Below are 23,715 nucleotides of genomic sequence, written 5' to 3'. Positions count from 1 at the left end.
CGTTGTGAAAACTGTCGCAGAACAGCGCGCGCTTTTCCACGTTTGATTGGCCCCAATCATGGCTATTTTGCCCAAATCGGCCCAAAAGCAACGCCCCGCCAATAGGTCGTTAAGCAAAGGTTAAATTATTAATCTTTATATATCATATGTTTGCACGATTTTGCCGCTTAATTTGCAGCGCTTCAAAAACGCCCCACCCTGACCAAACTGCCGCCACGATCACGGGGCTATATAGGGTCATACCGAACGGCAAGCGGCGAAACAGAGATCGCAGCTGACAGTGCCGAAGCGGTTAGAAACCTGAGCAATCCTGGGAAAGGGACCAAATTATGATGACTTTGAAACTCCGCAACCTGTTCAAATCCTTCCGCGCTGACGAATCTGGCGCTGTGACCGTTGACTGGGTCGTGCTGACGGCAGCAATCGTTGGCCTGGGCATCGTTGTGATGAACACCGTTGGCGGCGCGATCACCGGTCTGGGCGATGAAATCGTCACCGACATGACTGCGATGAACTCGGGCTACGGCAACAACCCGTAATCGACTTTCTCGATCACCTGAACAAGGTGAGGGCCGCATCCGGGACGGGATGCGGCCTTTTCCATTTGCGCCGTTCGCTTTGACGATTTGGCGGCCCAACTTCTGATCAATATTTCCGATCATATTCCCTATTTTCCAATCAGGCCCGGTTTCATGCCTGAGCGTTCTCGCAGCGCCACGCTGCCCCCCACTTGAAGGCCACGCGGCACATGGCGCAAAGCGACCATGCCAGACCGCACCAGCTGCTTGCCAAGACGACTGTGTGCCGCCTTGACGCGATCAGCCGCCGACAAGGGCCAAAGCCTGCGTCCCTTGCCAGCATATCGCCGCATGAGGGCGGGCGCGCCGACCAGCCTGATCCCTACAATCAACAGCGCATCGCGACGGCTTCAAGCTGTTGTTTCTAAAACGGAAACTTACTGTTTATACAAAATATCGCAAATAATCACGAATTGGTGAAAGCACCCCGAAAAGACCAAAACCTTGCCGCAATCGCGCCACGATCAACCAGCTATATGACCCCAAGCCGACGCGGTGAGCGAACTGGAACAGAGGCCAGAACGTGACGAACCAAGACGGTGATAGCTGAGCAAACTCCTAGATAGGGAAATCTAAAAATGATGACTTTGAAACTCCGCAACCTGTTCAAATCCTTCCGCGCTGACGAATCCGGCGCTGTGACCGTTGACTGGGTCGTGCTGACCGCAGCAATCGTTGGCCTCGGCATCGTTGTGATGAACACCGTTGGCGGCGCGATCACCGGTCTGGGCGATGAAATCGTCACCGACATGACCGCGATGAACTCGGGCTACGGCAACAACCCGTAATCGACTTTGTCGATCACCTGAACAAGGTGGGGGCCGCATCCGGGACGGGATGCGGCCTTTTCCGTCACACGCAAACCAATTGCCAGACAGAAATACCAGACACAAAGCCGCCACAGAATCCGTCTGATTCTGGCCATAATCCGAAGCTAAGCGAGGGTTGTCAGTGTTTTGAAAAAGCTCGCTCGCGCCGTCAAAGGAATGTCAATGAAACGTAGTTTGAAAAAGTTCCTGCGCGACACGGATGGGGCCGTGACCGTTGATTGGGTTGTTCTGTCGGCGGCAGTGATTGGGGTGGCAATGACTGTGCTCTGGCCTGTGGCCTACAGTGCGGAAAGCAGTGCCTCGGGGCTCGGCGAGTTCATTGCCAGTGTGAAAGATAGTTACGACTAAAGAGTTGGGGTTTTCCGTGCGGCTTGCAGCGATGCGGAAACGAGTGGGAAAGGGACTAGCATGCGAATGATCTTTGGATTGGTGCTTGTTGTCGGCATGATGCTGGCTGGCGCCGCCGTGCTCATGGCAAAGAATTTCATCGGCCAGCAGCAATCTGCTGTGATCCGCGAAGAGAAACTGATGGCCGATACCGGTGGGCTTGCCATGGTGTTCGTGGTCAACAAGACGAAGAATTACGGCGACCCGTTGACCAAGGAAGACGTGCAGCGGATTTACTGGCCGAAAAACGCTCTGCCGGAAGGCGCGTTCGAGGATGGCGACCTGCTGTTCCCGGCTGATGCCAAAGACCCGCGCTATGTGCTGCGGCAGATGGAAAAGTTTGAACCCATCCTGGCGGTGAAGGTCACTGCTCCGGGGGAACAGGCCGGGCTGAACGGCGCGATTGACAAGGGCATGCGGGCTTTTGCGATCAAGGTCGATGCGGCAGACTTCCTGCAGCCGGGCGACCGGGTGGATATCTACTGGACGGGCAGCTCGGATGCGTCGGGGTCGGAAATCACCCAGCGCATCGAGAAAGCCGTGAAGATCATCGCGGTGGATCGCAACGCCAAGGCGACGGTCGCCGCCGGTGAAATTCAAAGCCGCACGATGACAGTGGCCGCCACGCCCGAACAGGTTGGCCGTCTGGCGCAAGCTCAGGCCACCGGGCGTCTGGTGATGTCGCTGGTCGGCAATGACAGCACGGCGGCGAATGATCCGACCGAAATCAAGGTGACGACAAAGGACATCAACGGCGATGTCGCGGCGGCCCCGGAAGTGGCAGCGGCAGCCCCGGAAGCCTGCTATATCACCGTGCGTCAGGGCGGTGTGCCAACCCAAGTGCCGATCGCCTGCACCAATTAAGTCGACAAAATCAAAACTGCGGCCACTTCCTATAGTGGCCGCAGTTTTGCATTTCCGCCAGAGTTAGCCCCCTGTTGCAGGTTATCCACATAAGGAACGGCCTCCAACCATTTGATTCTTGCAAAAAAACGACACTTACGTCATCTTGCGAACTGGATTGGGCAGAACAAGACCCGACCAGAGGCGTGATCGAAAGGGCAGGTCACATGAATATGCGCAATTTTCTGACCGCCAGTTGCTTGGGGCTTGCCCTTGTAACTTCGGCGCTCAGCCCGCTGTCTGCACAGACGTTGCGGGTGATGGAGGGGTCGGCTTCGGCCCCCTTGAACGTGCCGATGAACCGCGCCGTGGTTGTGGAAAGCGATGTCTCGTTTGCCGAGCTGTCGATTGCCAACCCTGGCATCGCGGATATTTCGACGCTGTCGGACAAAAGCATTTACGTTCTGGGCAAGACGCCCGGTCGGACCACGCTGACCCTGCTGGGGCCGGATGGCAAGCTGATCTCGAATGTCGATGTGCATGTCACGCCGGATGTCGCGGAATTCAAAGAACGCCTGCAACAAATCCTGCCTGGCGAGAATATTGAAGTGCGCACGGCCAATGATGGCATCGTGATGTCGGGGACGGTATCGTCCACCGCCAAGCTGGACCGCGCGCTGGATCTGGCCGAACGCTATGCGCCCAAGCGGGTGTCGAACCTGATGAATGTCGGCGGCACCCAGCAAGTCATGCTGAAGGTGCGCTTTGCGGAAATGCAGCGGTCGGTTTCCAAGAACCTATCGGCTTCGCTGGGAGTTTCGGGCGGCAACAAGCTGGGGGTCAACGCAGGTGGCGGGCAGTTTGCCGAAGCCGCCAAGCTGAATTCGTTCCTGGACGGCAATTCGATCACGTCCAGCAATCAAGCGCAGGGCCGGATGGGTCTGGGCTTTACCGCAGGCTCGCTTGAATTCGCGGTGCTGCTGGAAGCGCTTGAATCCAAAGGCGTTGTGCGCACCTTGGCCGAGCCGAACCTGACCGCGCTTTCGGGGCAAGAGGCGAAGTTTCTGGCTGGTGGCGAATATCCGATCCCGGTCAGCGACAGTGACGGCATCAGCATTGAATACAAACCGTTCGGGGTTGAGCTGAACTTTACCCCGACCGTGGTGGATGGCGATATCATCAATCTGGTGATCAACGCGGCGGTATCCTCGGTTGATACCACCACTTCTGTCACCGCGTCGGGCTTTTCGGTCAATGCGTTCAAGCGCCGCGAAACTTCGACCACGGTTGAGATGCGCGACGGCGAAAGCTTTGCCATCGCCGGGCTGTTGCAAGACGACTTCCGCGATCTGAACGGCCAAGTGCCGTGGCTGGGCGACATTCCGATCATCGGGGCTTTGTTCCGCTCGGCTGAATATCAGCGCGCGCAGTCGGAACTGGTGATCATCGTGACACCGCATCTGGTCACGCCAACCCGTGGCGAAGCGCTGGCCCTGCCGACCGATCGCGTCAAGCTGCCGTCGGAAAAGGATCTGTTCCTGTTCGGCAACGTGGCTGGCAAGCAAAAGGGCGCTGCGGGCGATGTTGCTCGGCAGGATTTCAGCGGCTCTTATGGCTATGTGATGGAGTGATTTGATGCAGATGCGCTCCCTCCCCCTGATTGCTGCGGCGATGATCAGCCTTGCCGCTTGCGATGTGACTGAATTTAACCGCGAAGCTGGATCTTCCATTGATGAAGGCGGCTTTGGCAACTCGACGATGAACAATTCCTTGGTGATGTCGGGCGACCGCGACTACACCATCGCATTGGCGCAGCGGTTTGCCAGCGAAGTGCCCAGCACGATCACCTTTGCGTTCAACAGCGCCGATTTGACCGCAGAATCCCGTGCCACGCTGGCACAGCAAGCCGATTGGATCCGCCAGTTCCCCGAAGTGCGCTTCCGGGTTTATGGCCATACCGATCTGGTCGGCTCTAACGCCTATAACAAAGCCTTGGGTCTGCGCCGTGCAAAAGCTGCGGTGCGCTATCTGACCAGCCTTGGCATCGGTTCAGCGCGGCTGGAGGCTGTGGCGTCGTTTGGTAAAACCCAGCCCGTGGTGCAAACGCCCGGTCCCGAACAGCGCAATCGACGCACCGTCACCGAAGTCACTGGTTTTGTGAAGAACAACCCAACGGTGCTGAACGGTAAGTATGCGGCGATCATCATGAAAGAATACATCAAAAGCGCTGTGCCTCCACATCCGCAGAACGTGGTCATCGACACTCAGGTTGATCCCTCAGGCGGCCAGTAACAGCAGCAGAATTGCAACGCCCCCCGCTGGTCAGCTGGGGGCGTTTTGCTTTGTGCCGTGCCTTTGCTTTTGCCTTGGCTTTGGCGCAGCCACGGCGGGCCGTTGATCGCCCACCCGCGCTTGGTTTTGTTTCCACGAAATCCCGAAGCGCTGCAAATACCCCAGATTGACGCTGTTTTAGCCCCAATCTCGCCACCATCCTCCAGCATCTTGCACCTAACGGGAACACTGCCGCGCCGATGGCCAAGCATGATCCTTGGATCGGCCCCATTCGCGCCTTAATTTTGGCAGGGGTCGGTGGTGGGATGTCTTGAGAGGGACGATAAACGATGACGAGCGTAGCAAACTTACACCCCGATCCGGCACCCATTCTGGCGTGTACGATTTCGCGCGATGTGCAGAATTTTGATCTGCTGATCGACGATATGGAAAACGAACTGGGCGAGGCTTGGGGCGACCTTGGCTTTGACGATGCGCTGATTTTCCTTGGCCAACCCGAGGCCGAGACGCTGCAATTTGTCGCCATCGCGGTGGATGCCGAAGATGAGGCCGATCTGTCACGGATCACCGAAATCATTCAAACGGCAAAATCCAAGTCGATCAAAGTGATCTTGATTGCCGATCAGGTGGGGCCAGCCGCCTTGCACCAGTTGCTGCGGTTGGGGGCCGAAGATTTCGTGCCCTATCCGCTGCCGGATGGCGCACTGCACGAAGCCATCGAGCGCGTGCGCAAACCCGCACCCGCCCCTGTTGCAGCGCCTGCCCCTGCCCCTGCCCCTGCCCCTGCCCCGGTGGCAGCCCCAGCCGTGGTTGCTGTGGACGAGCCGCATGCCGAAAAGGCCCCTGCCTTCAAGGCCAAGGGCGACCGCGATGCGGTGGTGCTGCCGGTGCATGGTCTGGCGGGTGGTTGTGGGGCATCGACCTTTGCCACCAATCTGGCTTGGGAATTGGCAAATCTGTCGAAAACCGACGCGCCTCGGGTCTGCCTGATCGACTTTGACTTTCAGTATGGCTCGGCTGCGACCTATCTGGATCTGCCACGCAAAGAGGCGGTGTTTGATCTGCTGACCGATACCGCGCATGCCGACAGCGATGCGATGCTGGCGGCGATGCTGACCTTCAACGACAAGCTGCATGTGCTGACAGCACCTTCCGACATGCTGCCGCTGGATATTGTCACGCCCGAAGACATTGGCCGCATCATCGACATGGCGCGCGCGAATTTTGATTTCGTGGTGATCGACATGCCCCGCACGATTGTCGCCTGGACCGAGACCGTGCTGAGCCGTGCGCATGTCTACTTTGCGCTGATGGAGCTGGACTTACGCTCGGCGCAGAACGTGCTGCGGTTGACGCGCGCGCTGAAGGCCGAGGCGCTGCCGCATGAAAAGCTGCGTTATGTGTTGAACCGCGCGCCGAAATTCACCGATCTTTCGGCGAAAAGCCGGGTGAAGCGGATGGCGGAAAGCCTCGATATTGCAATCGAAGTGCAGCTGCCCGATGGCGGCGCGCAGGTGACGCAGGCCAATGACCACGGCCTGCCACTGTCGGAAAACGCCGCTAAAAATCCGCTGCGTAAAGAAATCCAAAAGCTTGCGAAATCGCTGTTTGATCTGAACAAGTCCGTGGAAACCGGGCGGGGCTAAGGCTCACTTTGGGGGTGTAAGATGTTTTCTCGTTTCAAAAAGCCGGATGGTGCGCCACAGGCCAGCAGCCCGGTTGCGGCCAACAGCGCGCGTCCGGCTGTTGCCCCTGCCCCCGCACCTGCGCCGAAACCCGGCATCAGCCGCCCTGCAGCCCCACCGCCGCGCCCTGCTGCCGAAGCGGTGGCCGCCGACAAGGAAAAGAAGCGCAAGGAACGCCTTGGCGAGTTGAAGCAAGAGCTGCACAAGCGCTTGTTGGACAACCTGAACCTTGCGGCACTTGAGCAAGCCTCGGAAGCCAACCTAAAGCTTGAAATCGCCGCCATCGCCTCGGAAGCCTTGGATGAGATGTCGGTGGCTTTGTCGCAAGCGGATCGCAACACGCTCAATCAGGAACTTTACGATGAAGTGATGGGCCTTGGCCCGCTGGAGCCGTTGCTGCGCGATGAATCTGTCAACGATATTCTGGTCAACGGCCCGAACCGCATCTTTGTCGAACGCGGCGGCAAGCTGACCCTGACCGACATCACCTTCAAGGATGAACGCCATCTGCTGCGCATCATCGACAAGATCGTGTCCGCCGTGGGCCGCCGGGTCGACGAATCCAACCCCTATTGCGATGCGCGTTTGGCCGATGGCAGCCGTTTTAACTGCATGGTGCCGCCGGTGGCTGTTGACGGATCGCTTGTTTCGATCAGAAAATTCAAGAAAGAAAAGCTGGGTATTCCCGATCTGGTGAAATTCGGCGCCTTTACCGAAGAAATGGGCCTGTACCTGCAAGCTGCCGTGTCTTGCCGGTTGAACGTGATCGTCTCGGGCGGCACGGGGTCGGGTAAAACCACCACTTTGAACGCTTTGTCGTCGTTCATCGACAACACCGAGCGGGTGTTGACGATTGAGGATACCGCCGAACTTCAGCTGCAACAGGTGCATGTGGGCCGGATGGAAAGCCGCCCTGCGAACGTCGAAGGCAAAGGCGCGGTGACGCAGCGCGATTGCTTGCGCAACGCTTTGCGGATGCGTCCTGACCGTATCATCGTGGGCGAAACCCGCGGCGAGGAAGTCATCGACATGCTGCAGGCGATGAACACCGGTCACGACGGATCAATGACCACCATTCACGCCAACTCGGCCCGCGACGGCATCAGCCGCCTTGAAAACATGGTCGCTATGGCCGGGATCGAGATGCCGCTCAAAGCCGTGCGCAGCCAGATCGCCTCGGCTGTGAACCTGATCGTGCAGGCCAGCCGCTTGCAAGACGGCTCGCGCCGCATGGTGTCGATCACCGAAATCACCGGCATGGAGGGCGAAGTGATCTCGATGCAGGAAGTGTTCCGCTATGAGCGTCTGGGGGTGGAACCCAACGGCAAGATCATTGGCCGCTTCAACGCAACCGGCGTGCGCAGCCATTATTCCGACCGCTTCCGCCAATGGGGCTATGATCTGCCCGCCTCGATCTACGAACCCATCAACTGAGGCCCGCCATGACCCTTTCAGCCGCCCCACTTATCTATGTTCTGATCTTTGTCGCCGTCGTGGTGATGGTGAACGGTCTGTATCTGGTCGCCTTTGGCAAATCCATCAGCCTGAACAGCCGCACCAGCCGTCGCCTTGCTTTGTTGGAGAAGAACAACAACCGCGAACAGGTGCTGGAGCAGCTGCGCAAGGAAACCGAACAGCACGTCAACTCTCGCGGCATCCCGCTGTATTCCATTCTGGCCAAGAAGGCGCAAAAGGCCAACATCGCCTTTACGCCGCAACAGCTGGTGATGATCATGGTGGGCATGGTGATCGTGGCGTTTGGGGGTCTGACGGTCGGCACCGAGGTCGCCTTGCCGATCCGCGCCCTGATTGCGGTGGGCATGGGGGTGGGTGGCGTTTACTTCTGGGTCAACGGCAAGGCCAAAAAGCGCATTGCCTTGATGGATGAACAACTGCCCGACGCGGTCGAGCTGATGGTGCGGTCGTTGCGTGTCGGCCATCCGTTTGCCTCGGCCATCGGCATCGTATCAAAAGAAGTCCCCGACCCGTTGGGAACCGAGTTTGGCATGATCTCGGACGAAGCCGCTTACGGGCGCAACGTCGCCGACAGCCTGAAAGCCTTTGCCGAGCGGATGGACAGCCAGGATTTGCGCTTTCTGGCGGTGGCGGTAACCATTCAGCAAACCTCGGGCGGCAACTTGGCCGAGATCCTTGAAGGTCTGTCCAAAGTGATCCGCGCCCGCTTCAAACTGTTCCGCCGCGTCAAAGCCATCACCGGCGAGGCGAAATGGTCGGGCATGTTCCTGTCGATGTTTCCAATCGGTGCCATCGTCATGATCAACATTCTAAAGCCTGATTACTATGATGATGTTTCGCAATCGCCCGTGTTCATTCCCGCCTGCATCGGAGTCGGGGTGTTTCTGGTCATCAACATCATCTTCATGCGTATCATGGTAAACATTAAGGTCTAAGCGTCATGGATTTCCTGAACAATATCACCACGCAGCTGACCGACAATTTCGGCCCGCTTGGCCCTTTGCTTGCAGTTGGCCTGCTGGGTCTGGCGCTGATGGTCGCCGTTTTGCCGATGCTTTTGCAGAAAAAGCCAGAGCCTTTCGACAAGCTGAAAGCCCTGCGCCGCGAGATTGAAACCGCGTCCACCGCGAAAAAGGGCGCCAGCCTGCGCCATAATGAAAAGGCCGACAAGCTTCAGAAATTCGCCTCGTTCCTGGAACCGCAGGATGAAGAGGCCATGAGCGCCTCGCGGCTGAAAATGATGCGCGCAGGTTACAAGCAAAAGAATGCCGTGCGGACCTTTCACTTTGCGCAGATGACGCTTGGGGTCGGCCTGCTGGTTTTGGGGTTGCTATACACCCTCGCCAGCAAGGGCGATGCCGAAGTCTCGACCCAAGTGATGATCCTTTCGACCCTGCTGCCGGGGGGGCTTGGCTATTATTTCCCGATGTATTGGGTCAACAGCCGGGTGCAAAAGCGGCAGGCGGAAATCGTCTCGGGCTTTCCAGACGCGCTTGATCTGATGTTGGTCTGTGTCGAGGCTGGTCAATCGCTGGATCAATCCATCAACCGCATCGCCAAAGAAAGCCGCGCGTCCTGCCCTGCGCTGGCAGAAGAATTCGACACCGTGGCGCAAGAGGTCAAGGCCGGCAAGGAACGCGTCAAAGTGCTGAAAGACATGTCAGAGCGGGTGGGCATCGCCGATATCTCGTCGTTCTGCACAACCTTGGTGCAATCAGCAAGCTTCGGCACCTCGATGTCAGACGCCTTGCGGGTGTATTCCGCCGAGATGCGCGACAAACGCATCATGCGGGCAGAAGAAATGGCAAACAAATTGCCGACAAAACTGACCCTTGGCACTATGCTGTTTACGCTGCCACCGCTATTGATCATTCTGATCGGACCATCAATTTACGGGATCTCTAAAACCGTTGGTGGCGGCTGAACCACGGGTGCAAAGCCCGGTTGTAAACGGGGCTTTATGTGACGCGCGCGGCAGTGTTGTTTCTGATCTGCACCATTCTGGCCGCCTGTGGCAATACGGGCGGCCTTTCGGCATCTGGTGCGCCGCGCAACGTGCCCTTTGCCGCCGATGGCCGCGAACAGGGCGTCGATGGCCTGCTGGTCGGCCACCGCCTGATGGAGGCTGGCGAATTTGAACTGGCGATGAAGGCCTATTACCGTGCCGCCGCCGAACAGGGCATGAATGCGGATGTGCTGTCGGCCATCGGCTCGGCTGATCTGAAGCTGGGGCGCTTGGGTCAGGCCGAAAAGGTGCTGCGCCGCGCGATTGAGGCCGACGAATCCAACGTGCCCGCGCTGAACAATCTGGGCTGCGTGCTGATGGAGCAAGGCAATATCGGCGAAGCCCGCCGGGTGTTTCAGCAGGCTTTCGCCTTGGACAGTGGCCAATCGGACTCCATTCGCGAAAATCTCAAGCTCGCTATCGCGCGCAGTGAACAATCGCTATATGATCCGGCTGAGGATGAGAAACCCGTGATGAAACTCGTGCGGCGCGGACAAGGCAGCTACGTCTTGCTCTCGCAACTCTAGGATCGAGCAGTCAGACTAAAAAGGACGCAAAATGCGCCACCCTGTTTTGCTGAAGCTGTGCCTTGTTGGCGCAGTCGCCTTGACTGGTTGTCAGGGCACGCGCGATGCGGCCTCGAAACGCGCCCTGAAATCCGTAAATGTCGTCGATGAATCCAACCTCAGTGACATCATGCTGACGGTGGGCGACCCGGATGAGGCCGTGGCCTATTTCCAGAAATCCAGCGTTGAGAACCCGGACCGCATTGATCTGAAACGCGGCCTTGCGAAATCGCTGATCCGCGCCAACAAGCCGTCCGAGGCCATCGGCGTGTGGAAGACCATCATCGCCTCGCCCGAAGGCACCAGCGAGGATCGGGTGTCCCTGGCCGATGCACAGATGCGCACCTCGGATTGGGCTGGCACAGAAGCCACGCTGAACACCGTTCCGCCAACCTTTGAAACCTTTGAGCGTTACCGGCTTGAGGCGATGGTGGCCGACAGCAAGAAAGACTGGAAGAAAGCCGACAGCTTTTATGACATCGCGGCGGGGCTGACCACCAAGCCCTCGGGTGTTTACAACAACTGGGGGTTCTCCAAACTGTCACGCGGCGACAATGCTGGCGCGGAAAAGCTGTTTCTCGAAGCTTTGACCTATGATCCCAGCCTGTTCACCGCCAAGAACAACCTGATCCTCGCCCGCGCCGGGCAGCGCAAATATGATATGCCGGTGATCGAAATCACCCAGACTGAACGCGCGCAGCTGTATTACACCATGGGTCTTGCTGCGGTGAAACAAGGCGACACATCGGTTGGCCGCGAGCTTTTGCAGCAAGCCGTCGATACGTCCCCCACCTATTTCGAGGCTGCCGAGCGCAGCCTGAAAGCCTTGGGAGGCTGACATGATCGCACCGCTCGTCGCGCTGATCTTTTTGCCATTCTGCTTTGCCATCGCTCTTTGGGTGTCGTGGAGCGATATGAAATTCATGAAAATCCCCAACAAAGCTGGCTTGGCCATGCTTGCGCTGTGGCTGGTGCTGGGGTTGATTGTGGTGCTGTGCGGTCTGCTGCCGTTCAAAGCATGGCTGTGGGGCTGGGCGTTGGCGGCTTGCGTGCTGGTCGCAGGGTTTATCTTGAACGCAGCCGGTGCGGTTGGTGCGGGCGATGCGAAATTCGCCGCTGCGATGGCGCCTTTGTTCATCCATGCCGATATCCGCTTTGTGCTGGGGCTGTATGCCGCCTGCCTTTTGGGGGCCTTCGCCGCCCACCGCCTTGCCCGCCTGATCCCGCCGTTCCGCGCCGCCACGACCGATTGGCAAAGCTGGACGCATAAAGATTTTCCGATGGGGCTGGCGCTGTCAGGAACACTGATCTTCTTTCTTTTGGCCGCACTCTTGCCGCTTTTCTAAGCCAAACCTTTGTTGAACGCTTGGGCACAATGCTGCCCATGACCAGCCAAAGGTGCGCCGATGAACATGCAAGTGCCGATGGGGGTGCAAGCCCCGCAGCAACCGAAAAGCTTGGCCGAAACTGGCCTGAGCTCGGTCATGATGCGCGATATTCTGCTGAAAACCATGTTCAGGATGAACCTTGATCTGGTCTCGGATCTGTCGCGCGCCATCAGCCTGCCGGTGGTGCTGACCCAGCAATTGATCGACGCTGCCCGCCAACAGCGTCTGCTGGAAGCCAAAGGCACGCTGAACGCGACAAGCACCAGCAATGAGATGGGTTATCAGCTGACAGATGCGGGCAAATCCCGTGCGTTGGATGCTTTGTCGCAATCGGAATACTACGGCGCTTTGCCGGTGCCGCTGGCCGCCTATTCGGCGCAGATGAAACGCCAATCGGTGCGCGACATCAAGCTCACAAGGCCCGAGCTGATGAAGGGCATGGGCCATCTGATCCTGCCGCCCGATCTGATCTCTAATCTTGGTCCCGCCGTCACCTCGGGTCGTTCAATCCTGATGTATGGCCCGCCGGGCAATGGCAAATCCTCGATCTCCAACGGCATCCGTGCCGCTTTGGGGGATAAGATCTACATCCCGCGTGCGATCGAATATTCCGGTCAGGTGATCACCGTTTTCGATCCAATCGTCCATTCTTCCGCCGAAGAATCCGTTGACGACCCCAACGCTTTGCGCCGCAGTGGCAACCGCTATGACAACCGCTATGTCTATTGCGAGCGTCCTTCCGTGATCACCGGCGGCGAACTGACGCTGGATATGCTCGATCTGAAATACAACCCGACCGCGCGCACCTATCAGGCCCCGCTGCAGCTGAAAGCCTCGGGCGGCATTTTCATCGTCGACGATTTGGGCCGTCAGGCAGAGCCGCCGCAGAAGCTCGTCAACCGCTGGATCGTGCCACTGGAAGAATCCCGCGATATTCTGGCGCTGCAATCGGGCGAGAAATTCACTGTGCCGTTCGACACGCTGGTGATCTTTTCAACCAACTTCCACCCGAATGAGATCTTCGACGGTGCGGCTTTGCGCCGGATTTTCTTCAAGATCAAGATTGATGGCCCCAATCAGGAAATGTTCCTGAAAATCTTCGCCATGGTCGCCAAGAAAAAGAAAGTGCCGCTGGACGAGGCGACGCTGATCTACATGCTGAAATCGAAATATCCGACGATTGCCAACAACTTCGCCAACTACCAGCCGACCTTCCTGATTGATCAGATGATCGCGGTTTGCGAGTTTGAGGGTATCCCCTATCAAATGACCCCCGAATTGATGGAACGCGCCTGGAGCAACATGTTCGTAAAACAGGAAACCATCGCCAAATAAGATCAGATTGATCGACACCCTAAATTTCCCCTGATCGCCAACCGCGATCAGGGTTGAGCGGATTCAAAACTCGGAACAATTTGAGTAAAATTTGCTTTCATACTGGCGCAAATATTCCACGGGGTCTGGGGTGTGAAACCCCAGCGGCCAGCCCCAAGCGCCCCCTAAAATCGCCGCACCCCTGCTTCGGTCACCATCAGATCCAATCGCTGATCGAATTCATCAATCGGCACTTCGGCCAATTCCTGCCCGGAAAACCCGAACCCCACCGCCAAGGTCGCGCGCTTGGCGCGCAAGCCTTGCAGGGTGCGGTCATAAAAACCGCCGCCGTAGCCCAAGCGAAACCCGCGCGCGTCAAAACCCACCAGCGGCACGATCAGCACCTCGGGTTCAATCCACGCGCCCTCGGCTGGGATCATGGCACCAAACGCCCCCAATTCCATCGCACAGCCGGGCGACCATTCGCGAAACCGCAAAGCCTGCCCCTGCGCCACGATCACCGGCACGCAGACCGGCCCCTGATGCGCCAACATCGCAGCCATCGGATCGGCTTCGGTGCGCATTGCCATATATCCGGCCAAAGCCCGGCCCCGGTGCTCTGCGAGAACATCGGCCAAAATCTCGCCCGCCTGCCCCTGCCCTGCAGCAAACGCCAGCTTGCGCGCGGCAAACGCTGCTTTGCGGGCCTCGGATTTATCCATCATAACAACACCATGCTTGCCAGCCCCAGGAACGCCAAATAGCCCAGCACGTCGGTCAGCGTGGTCACAAACGTCCCCGAGGCCAAGGCCGGATCCAGCTTTAAGCGATGCAGGCCCAAGGGCACCAGCACCCCGCCCATCGCGGCCACCAGTTGATTGGTGATCATCGCCGCCCCCAATACCAGCCCCAGCTTCCAATCGCCAAAGATCAGCGTCCCGGCCAGACCCAGCAGACAGGCCAAGGCCAGCCCATTCAGCAATCCGCCGACCAATTCGCGCAAAACCACCCGCTTGGCGTTGGCAGAGGTCAAACTCCGTGTCGCCAGTGCGCGTACCGCCACCGCCAGCGACTGCGTGCCCGCAATCCCACCAGTTGACGCCACAATCGGCATCAGTGCCGCCAAGGTCACCAAAGACGCAATCGTGCTCTCAAACCGCGAGATCACAAAAGCACTGATCGACGCCGTAAACAGGTTCACCACCAGCCACGGCAAGCGCTGCTTTGCTGTCGCCCAAACCCCGTCCGAAAGACTGGATTCGTCGCCAACGCCCGCCAGTCGCAGCATGTCCTGTTCGTGTTCTTCGTCCAGCACGTTCATGGCATCATCAATGGTGATCACGCCAACCAAGCGCCCGGTCACATCGACCACCGGGGTCGAGATCAAGTGATACTGGTTGAACATATAGGCCACATCAGCCTCGGATTCCGTCGCCGGAATCGTGCGGAAACTGTCTTCCAGAATGTCGCGCAACAGCACATCGCGCCTGCTCGACAACAACCGCCCCAAGGTCACATAACCCGTTGGTTTCATGCGCGGATCAACCAAAATCACATGATAGAACTGATCAGGCAGATGCGGGGTTTCGCGCAGATAATCAATCGCCTCGCCCACCGTCCAATGCTCGGGTGCGACAACCACTTCGCGCTGCATCAGGCGGCCCGCGGATTCCTCGGGGTAGCCCATCGCCTGCTGCACTGCGATGCGGTCGACATCCTCTAGCGCATCAAGGATCAGGCCCTGTTGCGGCAGGTCAAGGTCTTCCAGAATATCGACGACATCATCGGTATCCAGCTCGCGCATGGCTTCGGCAACAACCGAATGTGGCAGCGATTCGATCACCTCTTCGCGGATCGATTCGTCAATCTCGGACAGGATTTCGCCGTCAATCTCGCCCGACCACAACGCCAGCAGCGCGCGGCGGGCGCCCGAGCCGATCTGTTCCAGCACATCGGCAATATCGGCGGCGTGCAACGGCTCCATCAACTCGGTGATGCGGGCGGCATCCTCGGCCTCAACCGCATCAAGAATTGCGGCCACGCGGTCGGCGTGGACTTCGTCTTCGTCCATAACTGCCAGATTTTCCGCCATGTTGCACTCCTTTGCCGCTTGCTTACAGAAAGCTGTTTCAAGGAAACAGGGGGGATGCGGAAATTTACCTGAACGCCATAAGCCTATAGTCTAACAGGGTTTGGCAAGCGGAGTATGCGAATGACCGACATTCTTCTGGGGCAAGTGCTGTGCTTTGCAGGTGATCCCTTTGTGGAGGGCCCGGAGGCCGCGCGCCATGAAAGCTTTGGCGCGGTTGCGATTGAAAACGGCAAGATTGCCGCCGTTGGTCCGGCGGATGCGATCCGCGCTGCCTATCCGCAAGCCTGCATCACCGATTATGGGCGCTGCCTGATCTCGGCGGGGTTTATCGACGCGCATGTGCATTATCCGCAAACCGCGATCATCGCATCCTGGGGCAAGCGGCTGATTGATTGGCTGAACAGCTATACCTTCCCCGAGGAGATGCGCTTTGCCGACCGCGCCTATGCCGATGAGGTGGCTAACCGCTACCTTGATCTGGCGCTGGCGCATGGCACCACGTCGATGTGCAGCTATGCCACCATCCACCCGGAGTCCGTCGACGCGTTCTTCACCGCTGCCCAAAGCCGGGGCTTGCGTGCATTTGCGGGCAAAACCTGCATGGACCGCAATGCGCCTGATGGCCTGCGCGATACCGTGCAATCGGGCTATGATGACAGCAAACGCCTGCTGCAAAAGTGGCATGGCCAAGATCGGCTGTCCTATGTGATCACCCCGCGATTCTCACCAACCTCGACCCCTGAACAGCTCGCCGCGATGGGCCAACTGTGGCGAGAGCACCCGGACTGCCTGATGCAAACCCATCTGTCCGAGCAGGTCGACGAAATAGCTTGGGTGAAAGAGCTGTTTCCGCAATCGCGCGGCTACCTTGATACCTATGAGGCGCAGGGCCTGCTGCGCGAAGGGGCCGTCTACGGCCACGCCATCCATTTGTCCGCGCGCGAGAAAGACCGCTTGATTGAGGCCGGGGCTTCGCTTGTGCACTGCCCGACCTCGAACACCTTTATCGGATCGGGGCTGTTTGACATGGCGCTTGCGCGCAAGCTGCGCGTTGGCCTTGCCACCGACACCGGTGGTGGGTCGTCGTTTTCGATGCTGCACACCATGGCCGCCGCTTATGAGGTCGGCCAATTGCGCGGCCAAGCCCTGCACCCCAGCCAGCTTTGGTGGCTTGCCACCGTGGGGTCAGCCCGCGCCCTGCATGCCGAACACCAGATCGGCAATATCGCGCCGGGGATGGAGGCCGATCTGACCATCCTGAACCTGCAATCCACCCCCGCCATCGAACAAGCCACCCGCCGCGCCGCCGACATCTGGCAAGCGATTTTCCCCAGCATCATGCTGGGCGACGACCGCGCCATTCGGGCAACATGGATCGGCGGCAAAGCCAGCGCATAGCGTGGCTTTGGAATGGGCCAAGCAACCCAAGCGCACGCGCAGCTTGACCCAAACGCTGTTTGCCGAGGTTTTGTCGGTCTATCTGGGTGACAAGCCAGAGTTCCGAAGCGAGCCCGACAACGCAGATAAAAAAGGCAGAGCAGCGCTGCTGCTCTGCCTTTTGTTTTCGGCCAAGCTTAAATCCGATTTTGGCCCAGCATCTTGTAGGCCGTGGGGTCACGCGACTTCAGCCGCGCCGACAAGAGCCAACCGATGGCAGCGCCAAGAGGAATAAGCCCCGGCAGGATCCATCCAAGCGAGCCGCCTGCCGTTCCAGTCAAATCTCCGAAATTCAGGAAGATATAGACAAACAGCGCCAACATGATCACCGCCGAGATCGCCGGCAGCAGCAGGGTTGAAAGCACCGGCCCACCGCCATTTTTGCGAAAGAACGCGATCACGGATACCGAAGTCACTGCCATCATCAACACCACACCCAAAGTGCCAACCTGAGCCACCCAAGTAAACATCTGCAACACCGGATCCAGCCCAAGGGCGGCAAAGATCGCCAGCACGACCAGCGAGCCAATGGTCTGCGCCACAGAGCCGATATGCGGGCTTTGATGCGCATCATGGGTGCGCCCAAACACGGCAGGAAGCAGCCCCTCGCGCCCGGCAACATAGGTGTAGCGCGCCACATAGTTGTGAAAGGCAGAAAGGGCCGCAAAGAGGCTAGAGACCAAGAGCAGCCCGGCAATATTCGCCGCAGTGCCGCCGACATATTGCCCGGTCAGATCAAAGAAAAAGGCGGTCGGATCGCTCATCCCGCCCAGCGTCGGCAGAAGGTTCTCTGACCCTACCGCCTTGACCATCAGCCATGTGGTGAAGATGAAAAAAACGCCAATCAGCACAACCGCCAGATAGGTTGCACGGGGGATCGTCACTTCGGGATCTCGGGCCTCTTCCCCATAGATCGTCGTCGCTTCAATCCCGATGAAAGAGCCCAAGCAGAACAGAACGGCCGCTGTAAGCGATCCGGAATTGAGCGCCGCAAAATCAAAGAGCGGTGCCGTGGTGCCTGCAGGCCCGCCTTTCATCAGAATAGCCGCATCGACAATCAGCACGATCAGATACTCCAGCCCGACCAGCACCACCAGCACCTTGGCTGACAGATCGACCTGCCGATAGCCAAGAATGCCGACCAAAAGCACGGCGATCAGGCTCCAGACATACCAGGGCAGAACCAGCCCCAGCCCGCCGAACACCCCGGCGGTAATCCCACCAAAGAGGCCGATCAGGCCGAACTGCATCGCATTATAGGCCACAACGGCGACGATCGACACAGCCCCGCCCGCGCCGCCGCCCAAACCCCGCGCGGCATAGGCGTAAAAGGCCCCCGCATTGGTGACATGGCGGCTCATTGCGACATAGCCCACGGCAAATGCCAGCATCACCAGCGTCAGCAAGGCGAAGGTCAGGGGCACGCCCGACCCGTTGCCCAGCAGAAAGGCCAGCGGCATCGCCCCTGCAACCCCGGTCAGCGGGGCCGCTGCCGAGATGACCATGAAAGTCACCGCAATCAGCCCCAGCGAATTCTTGCGGAGCGTATTTGCCCCGGATGTTGTCCTGTCGGTCACGCCATTCTCCTTGTTGGTCGTCGAGTCCGTTTCTGTGACGGATCTCTGGTTGCGCCCCTTGGCTTTGCGCCAGGGTCGAGTTTGCTGCGCGCTTAGGCGTCGCTCAGATTGACCGCCCGCCGATAGGCCCGCTGTCCATAAAGCAGAGCCGAGGGTGCTTCAGAGAGGATGACAGACGTGACCTTGCCGACGATGATGTAATGGGTTTCCCACAGCACGGCGGTGGCCAGCGTACATTCAAAACTTGCGGTGGCTCCGGTCAGGATAGGCTGGCCCCCTTGCCCGGTGACCCAGTCGGTGTGATCGAACCGCGACTCGGCGCTGACATTGGCGCGACCTGCGAACAGATCAGCCAGACTTTGCTGGCCCTCATGCAGCAGATTGGCACAGAAGGCGCGGTTGTTCAGGATCGCGGTTGCGGCCGGGCTGAGCTGATGCACACAAGCCAACAGCGAAGGATGATCCCCATCGGCAGAAACCGAAGTCAGCGATGAGATGGTGACGCCAAAACGCCCGGCCTCGCCATCGGTCGTTGCCACAGCAACAAAGGTCGCGGCGCGGCTCATGCCTTCCACAAAGGCTTTGCGCAATTCGGCTTTTTCCATACCGGTCATCCCAGATCGAAAAAGCGGGCCAATTCGACATCCGGCACTTTCTTGCGGAATTCGTCGTATTGGCATTGGCGCGTGGCGGTAAAGGTTTCGACGAAGCGCTCACCCAGCCAGTTTTTGGCGAAATCAGAGCCACGCAGCCGCTCTATCGCTTCGGGCATAGAGCGGGCGAAGTCGCGGTCGGGTTTTTGGGCATAGCCAGAACCGATGGTCTCGGGATCGGGCTCGATCTGCTCAAGGATACCGGCGGTGCCTGCCGCGATGGTGGCGGCTGCGCTGAGATACGGGTTGCAATCGGCCCCCGGCAGACGATTTTCGACCCGCAAGCTTGCCGCATCATGGCCAACCAGCCGGAAGCAGGTCGTGCGGTTTTCATAGCCCCAAGTCAGGCCGGGCGGGGCGAAGGTGCCCGGTGCAAATCGGCGGTAAGAGTTGACCGTGGGCTGAAAGATCAGGGTCAAATCGCCGACATATTTCTGCAGCCCACCCAAGAAGTGCCGGAAGGTCTTGCTGACGCCGTTCTTTTCGCGCGCATCATGGAAGATCGAGGTGCCGGACTTATCCTTCATGCTGACGTGCAGATGAATGGATTGACTGTCGGCTTCCTCGTTCCAGCGCGGCATGAAAGTCACAGACCGTCCCTGACGCAAGGCCAGCGCGCGGATGAAATTCTTCAACAATACCAATTGGTCAGCAGGCTCCACACCAGTGCCCGCCGCAATGCAGGCCTCCATGAACCCGCCGCCGATCTCTTCGTGCATCTTGGCAAGGTTGATGCCCAAAGGCTCACACATCTCGGCCAAAGCCTGATACCATTCGGTCTGCACCACCTGATAGATGATCAGATCGTGGCTGGCATGCAGCGTCGCGGTCTTGAGGTTGCGATACCCCTTGGCGCGCGCCGATTCCGGGGTCTCATCAAACAGGGTATATTCCAGCTCCATGCCATATTTTGGCACAAGCCCACCGGCATCGGCGCGGGCCAGCACCGATTTGAGGATCGAGCGCGGGCACATCTGTGCTGATGCGCCGGTGTAGTTCGACAGAACCAGCAAATCATGGCCGGGCTTTGCCCATGGCAGACGCCGCACGCTGGCAGGGTCAAGCACCAGCGGGTCATCGTGGAAATCGCCGCTGTCGTCATTGACGCCGGGCATGATCAGCATGGCATCGGTCGGGTCCAGCGCCAATTGGGCCGGGGCCATGCCCATGCCGTTCTGTGCGATGCCCTTCAGGCTGCCAACAGAGACCATCTGACCCCGCAACAGCCCGTTGGTATCGGCCATCGCCACAGTTGCAAACCGGCTGGCGGGATCGGCAAGGAAGTCGTCAAGAGTCATTCTGTCACCTGTTGGATTTCCGGGGCTTTCTGCCCTTCGAGTATTTCAAGGTCGGCAGTTGGATGGGTCGAATAGGCGCGCAGGAAGACGCGCAACCCATTGTGAACAAAGCGCGCAATGGCATCACGGCCAAGGACGAGGTCGGGTTTGTAAAGCGCCTGATTCCGTGGCGCAGACAGGATAAGGCCCCACAGATCTTCGGCAGCCAGTTCGGCATCGTCAAAGGCCAGACGACCCGCAGCACGGTAGGCCAACAGGTAGCCCATCAACCCTTCCAACACGCGTTCTGGTCCGGCAGCCTGATACGCGCGGCCGATCTCGGGGAAGCGCTGCACTTCGCCAATCGTCAGGCGGGCCAAAGACAGCAGATCGGGATGCATGACGGTATCAGCATAGGCCCAAGCGAAACGATGCAGTTGCACCACCATGTCGCCGGTCCCCGCTTCGCGCAGCGGCAACAGCATGTCATCGCGCTTTTGCATCATCATTGTGGCAAAAAGCTGCTCTTTGCTTTCAAAATACTGATAGAGCGTCGGCTTGGACAGGCCCGCCTCGGTCGCCACAACATCCATGGACGCACCCGAATACCCGTTTTCAGAGAACACTTTCAGCGCGGCGGCAAGGATGCGCTTTTCCTTGATCACACGGTTCATCTGGCGGCGCGGCAAGGTGGTCATGGCACAAACCGCGCAACGAAATCATGCAGATGCCGGGTAAAGACCTCTGCCCCTTCGACATTGCAAACATGGCCCACCCCGGCGATGACCTCAAAGCGCAGATCGGGGTTTTTGGCGGCATCAAAAATCCGCTCGGCCACGCTACGAATTTCGGCGGGTGGGGCAAGTCGGTCGTATGCGCCGGTCATCATCAGCACAGGCATATCTAGGCGAGAGAAATCAAACCTCTCCCTCGGGTTGGTAAAGCACAGCAAGGCATCGCGATAGGTCGCGGCCGGGATCGCCGCCATCGAGGTGAAAAGCTCTTCCCGCACCGCTGCGCTGGCATGCGGGCCCGCGATCACGTTGACAACCGACGGGGCAAAATCGGCAGGGACTTGACCCGCATTCAGCGGTATTTCACGGCTGACACGAAAGGCTTCGCGCTCTGACGCGCCCGCTTCAGACATGCCGGTGCATCCGCCCGACAAAACAAGCCCAGCCAGCTTTTCAGGATAGCGCATCGCAAAAGATGTGGCGATCCAAGACCCATAGGACAGGCCAACAAGGATCAGCTTGTCCGCCCCCAGAACCTCGGCCACCCGCAAAATATCATCGCAATAATCGTCTACCGTGGATTCCTGTGCCCCAAGGCCGCTGTCGCCATAGCCGCGCAAATCAAGGGCGGCTGCTTGGGTCAGATGGCCAATGGTTGCAAGCTGGCGCTGCCAGTTCAACCGCGAGCCGCCGATGCCATGCAGGAACAAGCACAGCGGGCCGGGTTTGGCGGCGGTCACTTCGATTGCAAGGCGCGGCAGATCGTCGATCAGCTGCCTTTGACTGACGATGCCAGCGGGTAAGGGCGGCAATGGGGCAGCCATGCCCTTGGTCTCTGCCACCGCAGCCAAAGCCGCAACCGCCTCTTCAAAGACAGCTTTGGTGCCTGCCGCCATCTCATTGATGCGGGTGGTGCGGGCGGTCATGTTGGCCGACATGGTGATCACGCTGCCCCCCTGTTGGGACGGCGCAACGCCAAGCCGCGCATCATAGCGTTCGGCACCTTCGATGCCCTCGACATGGGTATAGGCAAGGGTCATGTCGCTGTCGCTGAACCAAGTCAGGCGCTCGCGGTAGGTCTTGGCCTCGCCCTTGATGGTGAAGGCGCGGATCAAGTGGCCTTGCGCATCCCGCTCGGCGGACATGGTGGCCAAGGCAGGGTGCCACAGGCAGCAGAAGTCGCGGGCCACAGCCCAGACGGCCTCTGCTGGCGCGGTGGAAAAGCCGATGACCTGAACCTGTTCCTGCCCCATGGGATTACCGCAGACCTTTCAGCGCGCCTGCCGTCCCGCGCCACAACGAAGACCGCGCGCCATCAGCATCGCCGGGGGCCTTGTCCAGATCCTCGACATCGTAAAGCGTCAGCACCGAAAGATAATCTTCCATGATTTCCGAGGTATAGGGCAACATCAGCGCGCCGCAGCGGCTGTCACGATACATCCTCTCCAACGGCATGGATTTCAGCATCGACTGGCCGCCACAGGTGCGGATGGCCATGGCTGCGATCTCTTGCACGCCTTCCATGACATTGTATTGCGCCGCATACATCCGCAGCACCTGCGCCTTGGAGGGCATGCCCTGCGCCTCTGTGAATACCTGCCACCACAGGGCGCGCATCGCGGCAAGTCGCGCATACATCTTGCCGACGGCGATCCGTTTGGTGCCAAACATGCGGCGGTCGGCAGCGGGCTGGCCTTCCACTTCGCCACGCAGATAGGCGACCGTGAAATCATAAGCACCCTGCGCCACGCCCATATAGGTGGGCGAAAGGGTGGCCATCATATGTGGCCAATGCGGCAGGGTCTTGATGAACAATCCGCGCGGCATCATCAGATCGTCTTCGCTGACAAAGACATCTTTCAGCACCAGATCGCGCGAGTTGGTGCCGCGCATCCCCAGCGGATCCCATGTGCCCTGCACCGTCAGCCCCTTGGCCTCTTTCGGCACGACAAAGATCATGGTGTCTTCGTGACGCGGCTCGACACCGTCGATCAGTTCGGTGCAAACAATCGAGTAATAGTCACAATAGCCCGCCAATGAGGCGAACTTCTTGAAGCCATTTATCACCCAGCCGCCTTCAACTTTGCGACAATTGGTCTGCGCGGGCTTTGAGGTCCAGTTCTGCCCGGCTTCCGAGATCGGCTGCGAATAGATGCCCTGTTCCTTGACCGCGCGGCGGAATTGGCGTTCGCGCAGCGGGGCGAAGGCGGCGCGATCCGCGTCGGTCAGGTGCGGCAACTCGTACATGAACCGCGACCACATCATCGAAGAATTGTGCATGTTGAAGGTCAGCGCGGTCGCGCCGCAGTATTTGCCGATCTCGGCCCCCACCATCGCATATTCGCCAAGGCTGAAGCCATGGCCGCCGAATTCTGTGGGCACGGTCAGCGTCAGATAGCCAAGCGCTGCAAGGTCTTTGTAGTTTTCAACCGGAAACGAGGCTTGCAGGTCGATGCCGACGGCACGCTTGGCAAAGGTCGCACCCAGTTCATTGATTTTGTCCAGAACGCTCAGAACTTCGGGTCGGACGCGGGAAAGGTCATAATAGTCGGCGGGGGTGCTCATCTTCGGTCCTTTCGGG

At 58.9% G+C, this 23,715-nt stretch carries 23 protein-coding genes; 15 read left to right on the top strand and 8 right to left on the bottom strand.

What is annotated here, in order from left to right:
• Window positions 1–338: 338 nt before the first annotated feature.
• From QQJ98_RS09000 to QQJ98_RS08935, 14 genes are all read left to right on the top strand, one after another.
• Entirely contained in the window at window positions 339–539 is a 201-nt protein-coding gene (locus QQJ98_RS09000; protein WP_284325571.1) for a Flp family type IVb pilin, read from the top strand.
• Between the two features lie 626 nt (window positions 540–1,165).
• On the top strand, window positions 1,166–1,366 hold the full coding sequence (locus QQJ98_RS08995; RefSeq protein ID WP_284325571.1) for a Flp family type IVb pilin: 201 nt from the start codon (window positions 1,166–1,168) through the stop codon (window positions 1,364–1,366).
• Between the two features lie 204 nt (window positions 1,367–1,570).
• Window positions 1,571–1,756 (top strand): Flp family type IVb pilin, encoded by a 186-nt coding sequence (locus QQJ98_RS08990; protein ID WP_284325002.1) that lies wholly within the window; start codon window positions 1,571–1,573, stop codon window positions 1,754–1,756.
• A 60-nt stretch (window positions 1,757–1,816) separates the two neighbouring features.
• Window positions 1,817–2,659 carry a Flp pilus assembly protein CpaB gene (gene cpaB, locus QQJ98_RS08985; protein WP_284325001.1) on the top strand — a complete coding sequence of 281 codons (843 nt, stop codon included), beginning with the start codon at window positions 1,817–1,819 and terminating at the stop codon, window positions 2,657–2,659.
• 206 nt (window positions 2,660–2,865) lie between these two features.
• On the top strand, window positions 2,866–4,269 hold the full coding sequence (locus QQJ98_RS08980) for a type II and III secretion system protein family protein (protein WP_284325000.1): 1,404 nt from the start codon (window positions 2,866–2,868) through the stop codon (window positions 4,267–4,269).
• Between the two features lie 4 nt (window positions 4,270–4,273).
• Window positions 4,274–4,930: an OmpA family protein gene (locus QQJ98_RS08975; RefSeq protein ID WP_284324999.1), complete on the top strand. Its 657-nt coding sequence runs from the start codon at window positions 4,274–4,276 to the stop codon at window positions 4,928–4,930.
• Between the two features lie 329 nt (window positions 4,931–5,259).
• Window positions 5,260–6,576 (top strand): CpaE/TadZ family protein, encoded by a 1,317-nt coding sequence (locus QQJ98_RS08970; protein ID WP_284324998.1) that lies wholly within the window; start codon window positions 5,260–5,262, stop codon window positions 6,574–6,576.
• 21 nt (window positions 6,577–6,597) lie between these two features.
• Window positions 6,598–8,049 carry a TadA family conjugal transfer-associated ATPase gene (locus QQJ98_RS08965; protein ID WP_284324997.1) on the top strand — a complete coding sequence of 484 codons (1,452 nt, stop codon included), beginning with the start codon at window positions 6,598–6,600 and terminating at the stop codon, window positions 8,047–8,049.
• A gap of 8 nt (window positions 8,050–8,057) precedes the next feature.
• Window positions 8,058–9,026: a type II secretion system F family protein gene (locus tag QQJ98_RS08960; RefSeq protein ID WP_284324996.1), complete on the top strand. Its 969-nt coding sequence runs from the start codon at window positions 8,058–8,060 to the stop codon at window positions 9,024–9,026.
• A 5-nt stretch (window positions 9,027–9,031) separates the two neighbouring features.
• Window positions 9,032–10,015 (top strand): type II secretion system F family protein, encoded by a 984-nt coding sequence (locus tag QQJ98_RS08955; protein ID WP_284324995.1) that lies wholly within the window; start codon window positions 9,032–9,034, stop codon window positions 10,013–10,015.
• 38 nt (window positions 10,016–10,053) lie between these two features.
• A complete protein-coding gene (locus QQJ98_RS08950) occupies window positions 10,054–10,623 on the top strand; it encodes a tetratricopeptide repeat protein (RefSeq protein WP_284324994.1) in 570 nt (189 codons plus the stop codon).
• Between the two features lie 31 nt (window positions 10,624–10,654).
• Window positions 10,655–11,500: a tetratricopeptide repeat protein gene (locus QQJ98_RS08945; RefSeq protein ID WP_284324993.1), complete on the top strand. Its 846-nt coding sequence runs from the start codon at window positions 10,655–10,657 to the stop codon at window positions 11,498–11,500.
• Between the two features lies 1 nt (window position 11,501).
• Complete coding sequence (locus tag QQJ98_RS08940) at window positions 11,502–12,008, top strand: prepilin peptidase (protein ID WP_284324992.1); 507 nt, start codon at window positions 11,502–11,504, stop codon at window positions 12,006–12,008.
• 60 nt (window positions 12,009–12,068) lie between these two features.
• Window positions 12,069–13,385: a DUF8689 domain-containing protein gene (locus tag QQJ98_RS08935; protein WP_284324991.1), complete on the top strand. Its 1,317-nt coding sequence runs from the start codon at window positions 12,069–12,071 to the stop codon at window positions 13,383–13,385.
• 164 nt (window positions 13,386–13,549) lie between these two features.
• Here QQJ98_RS08935 and QQJ98_RS08930 read toward each other — a convergent pair whose 3' ends face one another.
• Both QQJ98_RS08930 and mgtE read right to left on the bottom strand, forming a co-directional pair.
• On the bottom strand, window positions 13,550–14,089 hold the full coding sequence (locus QQJ98_RS08930; protein WP_284324990.1) for a 5-formyltetrahydrofolate cyclo-ligase: 540 nt from the start codon (window positions 14,087–14,089) through the stop codon (window positions 13,550–13,552).
• Entirely contained in the window at window positions 14,086–15,435 is a 1,350-nt protein-coding gene (gene mgtE / locus QQJ98_RS08925) for a magnesium transporter (protein ID WP_431307811.1), read from the bottom strand. Before mgtE ends, QQJ98_RS08930 begins: the two co-directional genes overlap by 4 nt.
• A 141-nt stretch (window positions 15,436–15,576) precedes the next feature.
• Between mgtE and guaD the strand changes: the two genes are divergently transcribed.
• On the top strand, window positions 15,577–16,854 hold the full coding sequence (gene guaD / locus QQJ98_RS08920; protein ID WP_284324988.1) for a guanine deaminase: 1,278 nt from the start codon (window positions 15,577–15,579) through the stop codon (window positions 16,852–16,854).
• 176 nt (window positions 16,855–17,030) lie between these two features.
• Here guaD and QQJ98_RS08915 read toward each other — a convergent pair whose 3' ends face one another.
• The 6 genes from QQJ98_RS08915 to QQJ98_RS08890 all read right to left on the bottom strand — a co-directional run bounded on the left by QQJ98_RS08915 (window position 17,031) and on the right by QQJ98_RS08890 (window position 23,699).
• Window positions 17,031–18,470, bottom strand: a complete 1,440-nt coding sequence (locus tag QQJ98_RS08915) for an APC family permease (RefSeq protein WP_284324987.1) — start codon at window positions 18,468–18,470, stop codon at window positions 17,031–17,033.
• Window positions 18,471–18,562: 92 nt separating this feature from the next.
• Window positions 18,563–19,075, bottom strand: coding sequence for a flavin reductase family protein (locus QQJ98_RS08910; RefSeq protein ID WP_284324986.1), 513 nt, complete (start codon window positions 19,073–19,075; stop codon window positions 18,563–18,565).
• A 5-nt stretch (window positions 19,076–19,080) separates the two neighbouring features.
• Window positions 19,081–20,421 carry a glutamine synthetase family protein gene (locus QQJ98_RS08905; RefSeq protein ID WP_284324985.1) on the bottom strand — a complete coding sequence of 447 codons (1,341 nt, stop codon included), beginning with the start codon at window positions 20,419–20,421 and terminating at the stop codon, window positions 19,081–19,083.
• A complete protein-coding gene (locus QQJ98_RS08900) occupies window positions 20,418–21,098 on the bottom strand; it encodes a TetR/AcrR family transcriptional regulator (protein WP_284324984.1) in 681 nt (226 codons plus the stop codon). Before QQJ98_RS08900 ends, QQJ98_RS08905 begins: the two co-directional genes overlap by 4 nt.
• Complete coding sequence (locus QQJ98_RS08895) at window positions 21,095–22,387, bottom strand: alpha/beta fold hydrolase (RefSeq protein ID WP_284324983.1); 1,293 nt, start codon at window positions 22,385–22,387, stop codon at window positions 21,095–21,097. Before QQJ98_RS08895 ends, QQJ98_RS08900 begins: the two co-directional genes overlap by 4 nt.
• Window positions 22,388–22,391: 4 nt before the next feature.
• Complete coding sequence (locus QQJ98_RS08890) at window positions 22,392–23,699, bottom strand: acyl-CoA dehydrogenase family protein (RefSeq protein WP_284324982.1); 1,308 nt, start codon at window positions 23,697–23,699, stop codon at window positions 22,392–22,394.
• Between the last annotated feature and the right edge of the window lie 16 nt (window positions 23,700–23,715).

This window comes from Cypionkella aquatica, from assembly GCF_030161095.1.
Taxonomy (GTDB): domain Bacteria; phylum Pseudomonadota; class Alphaproteobacteria; order Rhodobacterales; family Rhodobacteraceae; genus Cypionkella; species Cypionkella aquatica.
This window is presented reverse-complemented; position numbering and strand designations above follow the sequence as displayed.

Excerpts from the sequence above, each read along its gene's own strand:
- QQJ98_RS08960 (WP_284324996.1), top strand. The coding sequence starts at position 8,058 with ATGACCCTTTCAGCCGCCCCACTTATCTATGTTCTGATCTTTGTCGCC.
- QQJ98_RS08970 (WP_284324998.1), top strand. The coding sequence starts at position 5,260 with ATGACGAGCGTAGCAAACTTACACCCCGATCCGGCACCCATTCTGGCG.
- QQJ98_RS08890 (WP_284324982.1), bottom strand. The coding sequence starts at position 23,699 with ATGAGCACCCCCGCCGACTATTATGACCTTTCCCGCGTCCGACCCGAA.
- QQJ98_RS08975 (WP_284324999.1), top strand. The coding sequence starts at position 4,274 with ATGCAGATGCGCTCCCTCCCCCTGATTGCTGCGGCGATGATCAGCCTT.
- QQJ98_RS08955 (WP_284324995.1), top strand. The coding sequence starts at position 9,032 with ATGGATTTCCTGAACAATATCACCACGCAGCTGACCGACAATTTCGGC.
- QQJ98_RS08945 (WP_284324993.1), top strand. The coding sequence starts at position 10,655 with ATGCGCCACCCTGTTTTGCTGAAGCTGTGCCTTGTTGGCGCAGTCGCC.
- guaD (WP_284324988.1), top strand. The coding sequence starts at position 15,577 with ATGACCGACATTCTTCTGGGGCAAGTGCTGTGCTTTGCAGGTGATCCC.
- QQJ98_RS08935 (WP_284324991.1), top strand. The coding sequence starts at position 12,069 with ATGAACATGCAAGTGCCGATGGGGGTGCAAGCCCCGCAGCAACCGAAA.
- QQJ98_RS08895 (WP_284324983.1), bottom strand. The coding sequence starts at position 22,387 with ATGGGGCAGGAACAGGTTCAGGTCATCGGCTTTTCCACCGCGCCAGCA.
- QQJ98_RS08900 (WP_284324984.1), bottom strand. The coding sequence starts at position 21,098 with ATGACCACCTTGCCGCGCCGCCAGATGAACCGTGTGATCAAGGAAAAG.
- cpaB (WP_284325001.1), top strand. The coding sequence starts at position 1,817 with ATGCGAATGATCTTTGGATTGGTGCTTGTTGTCGGCATGATGCTGGCT.
- QQJ98_RS08965 (WP_284324997.1), top strand. The coding sequence starts at position 6,598 with ATGTTTTCTCGTTTCAAAAAGCCGGATGGTGCGCCACAGGCCAGCAGC.
- QQJ98_RS08990 (WP_284325002.1), top strand. The coding sequence starts at position 1,571 with ATGAAACGTAGTTTGAAAAAGTTCCTGCGCGACACGGATGGGGCCGTG.
- QQJ98_RS08910 (WP_284324986.1), bottom strand. The coding sequence starts at position 19,075 with ATGGAAAAAGCCGAATTGCGCAAAGCCTTTGTGGAAGGCATGAGCCGC.
- mgtE (WP_431307811.1), bottom strand. The coding sequence starts at position 15,435 with ATGGACGAAGACGAAGTCCACGCCGACCGCGTGGCCGCAATTCTTGAT.
- QQJ98_RS08980 (WP_284325000.1), top strand. The coding sequence starts at position 2,866 with ATGAATATGCGCAATTTTCTGACCGCCAGTTGCTTGGGGCTTGCCCTT.
- QQJ98_RS08930 (WP_284324990.1), bottom strand. The coding sequence starts at position 14,089 with ATGATGGATAAATCCGAGGCCCGCAAAGCAGCGTTTGCCGCGCGCAAG.
- QQJ98_RS08940 (WP_284324992.1), top strand. The coding sequence starts at position 11,502 with ATGATCGCACCGCTCGTCGCGCTGATCTTTTTGCCATTCTGCTTTGCC.
- QQJ98_RS08905 (WP_284324985.1), bottom strand. The coding sequence starts at position 20,421 with ATGACTCTTGACGACTTCCTTGCCGATCCCGCCAGCCGGTTTGCAACT.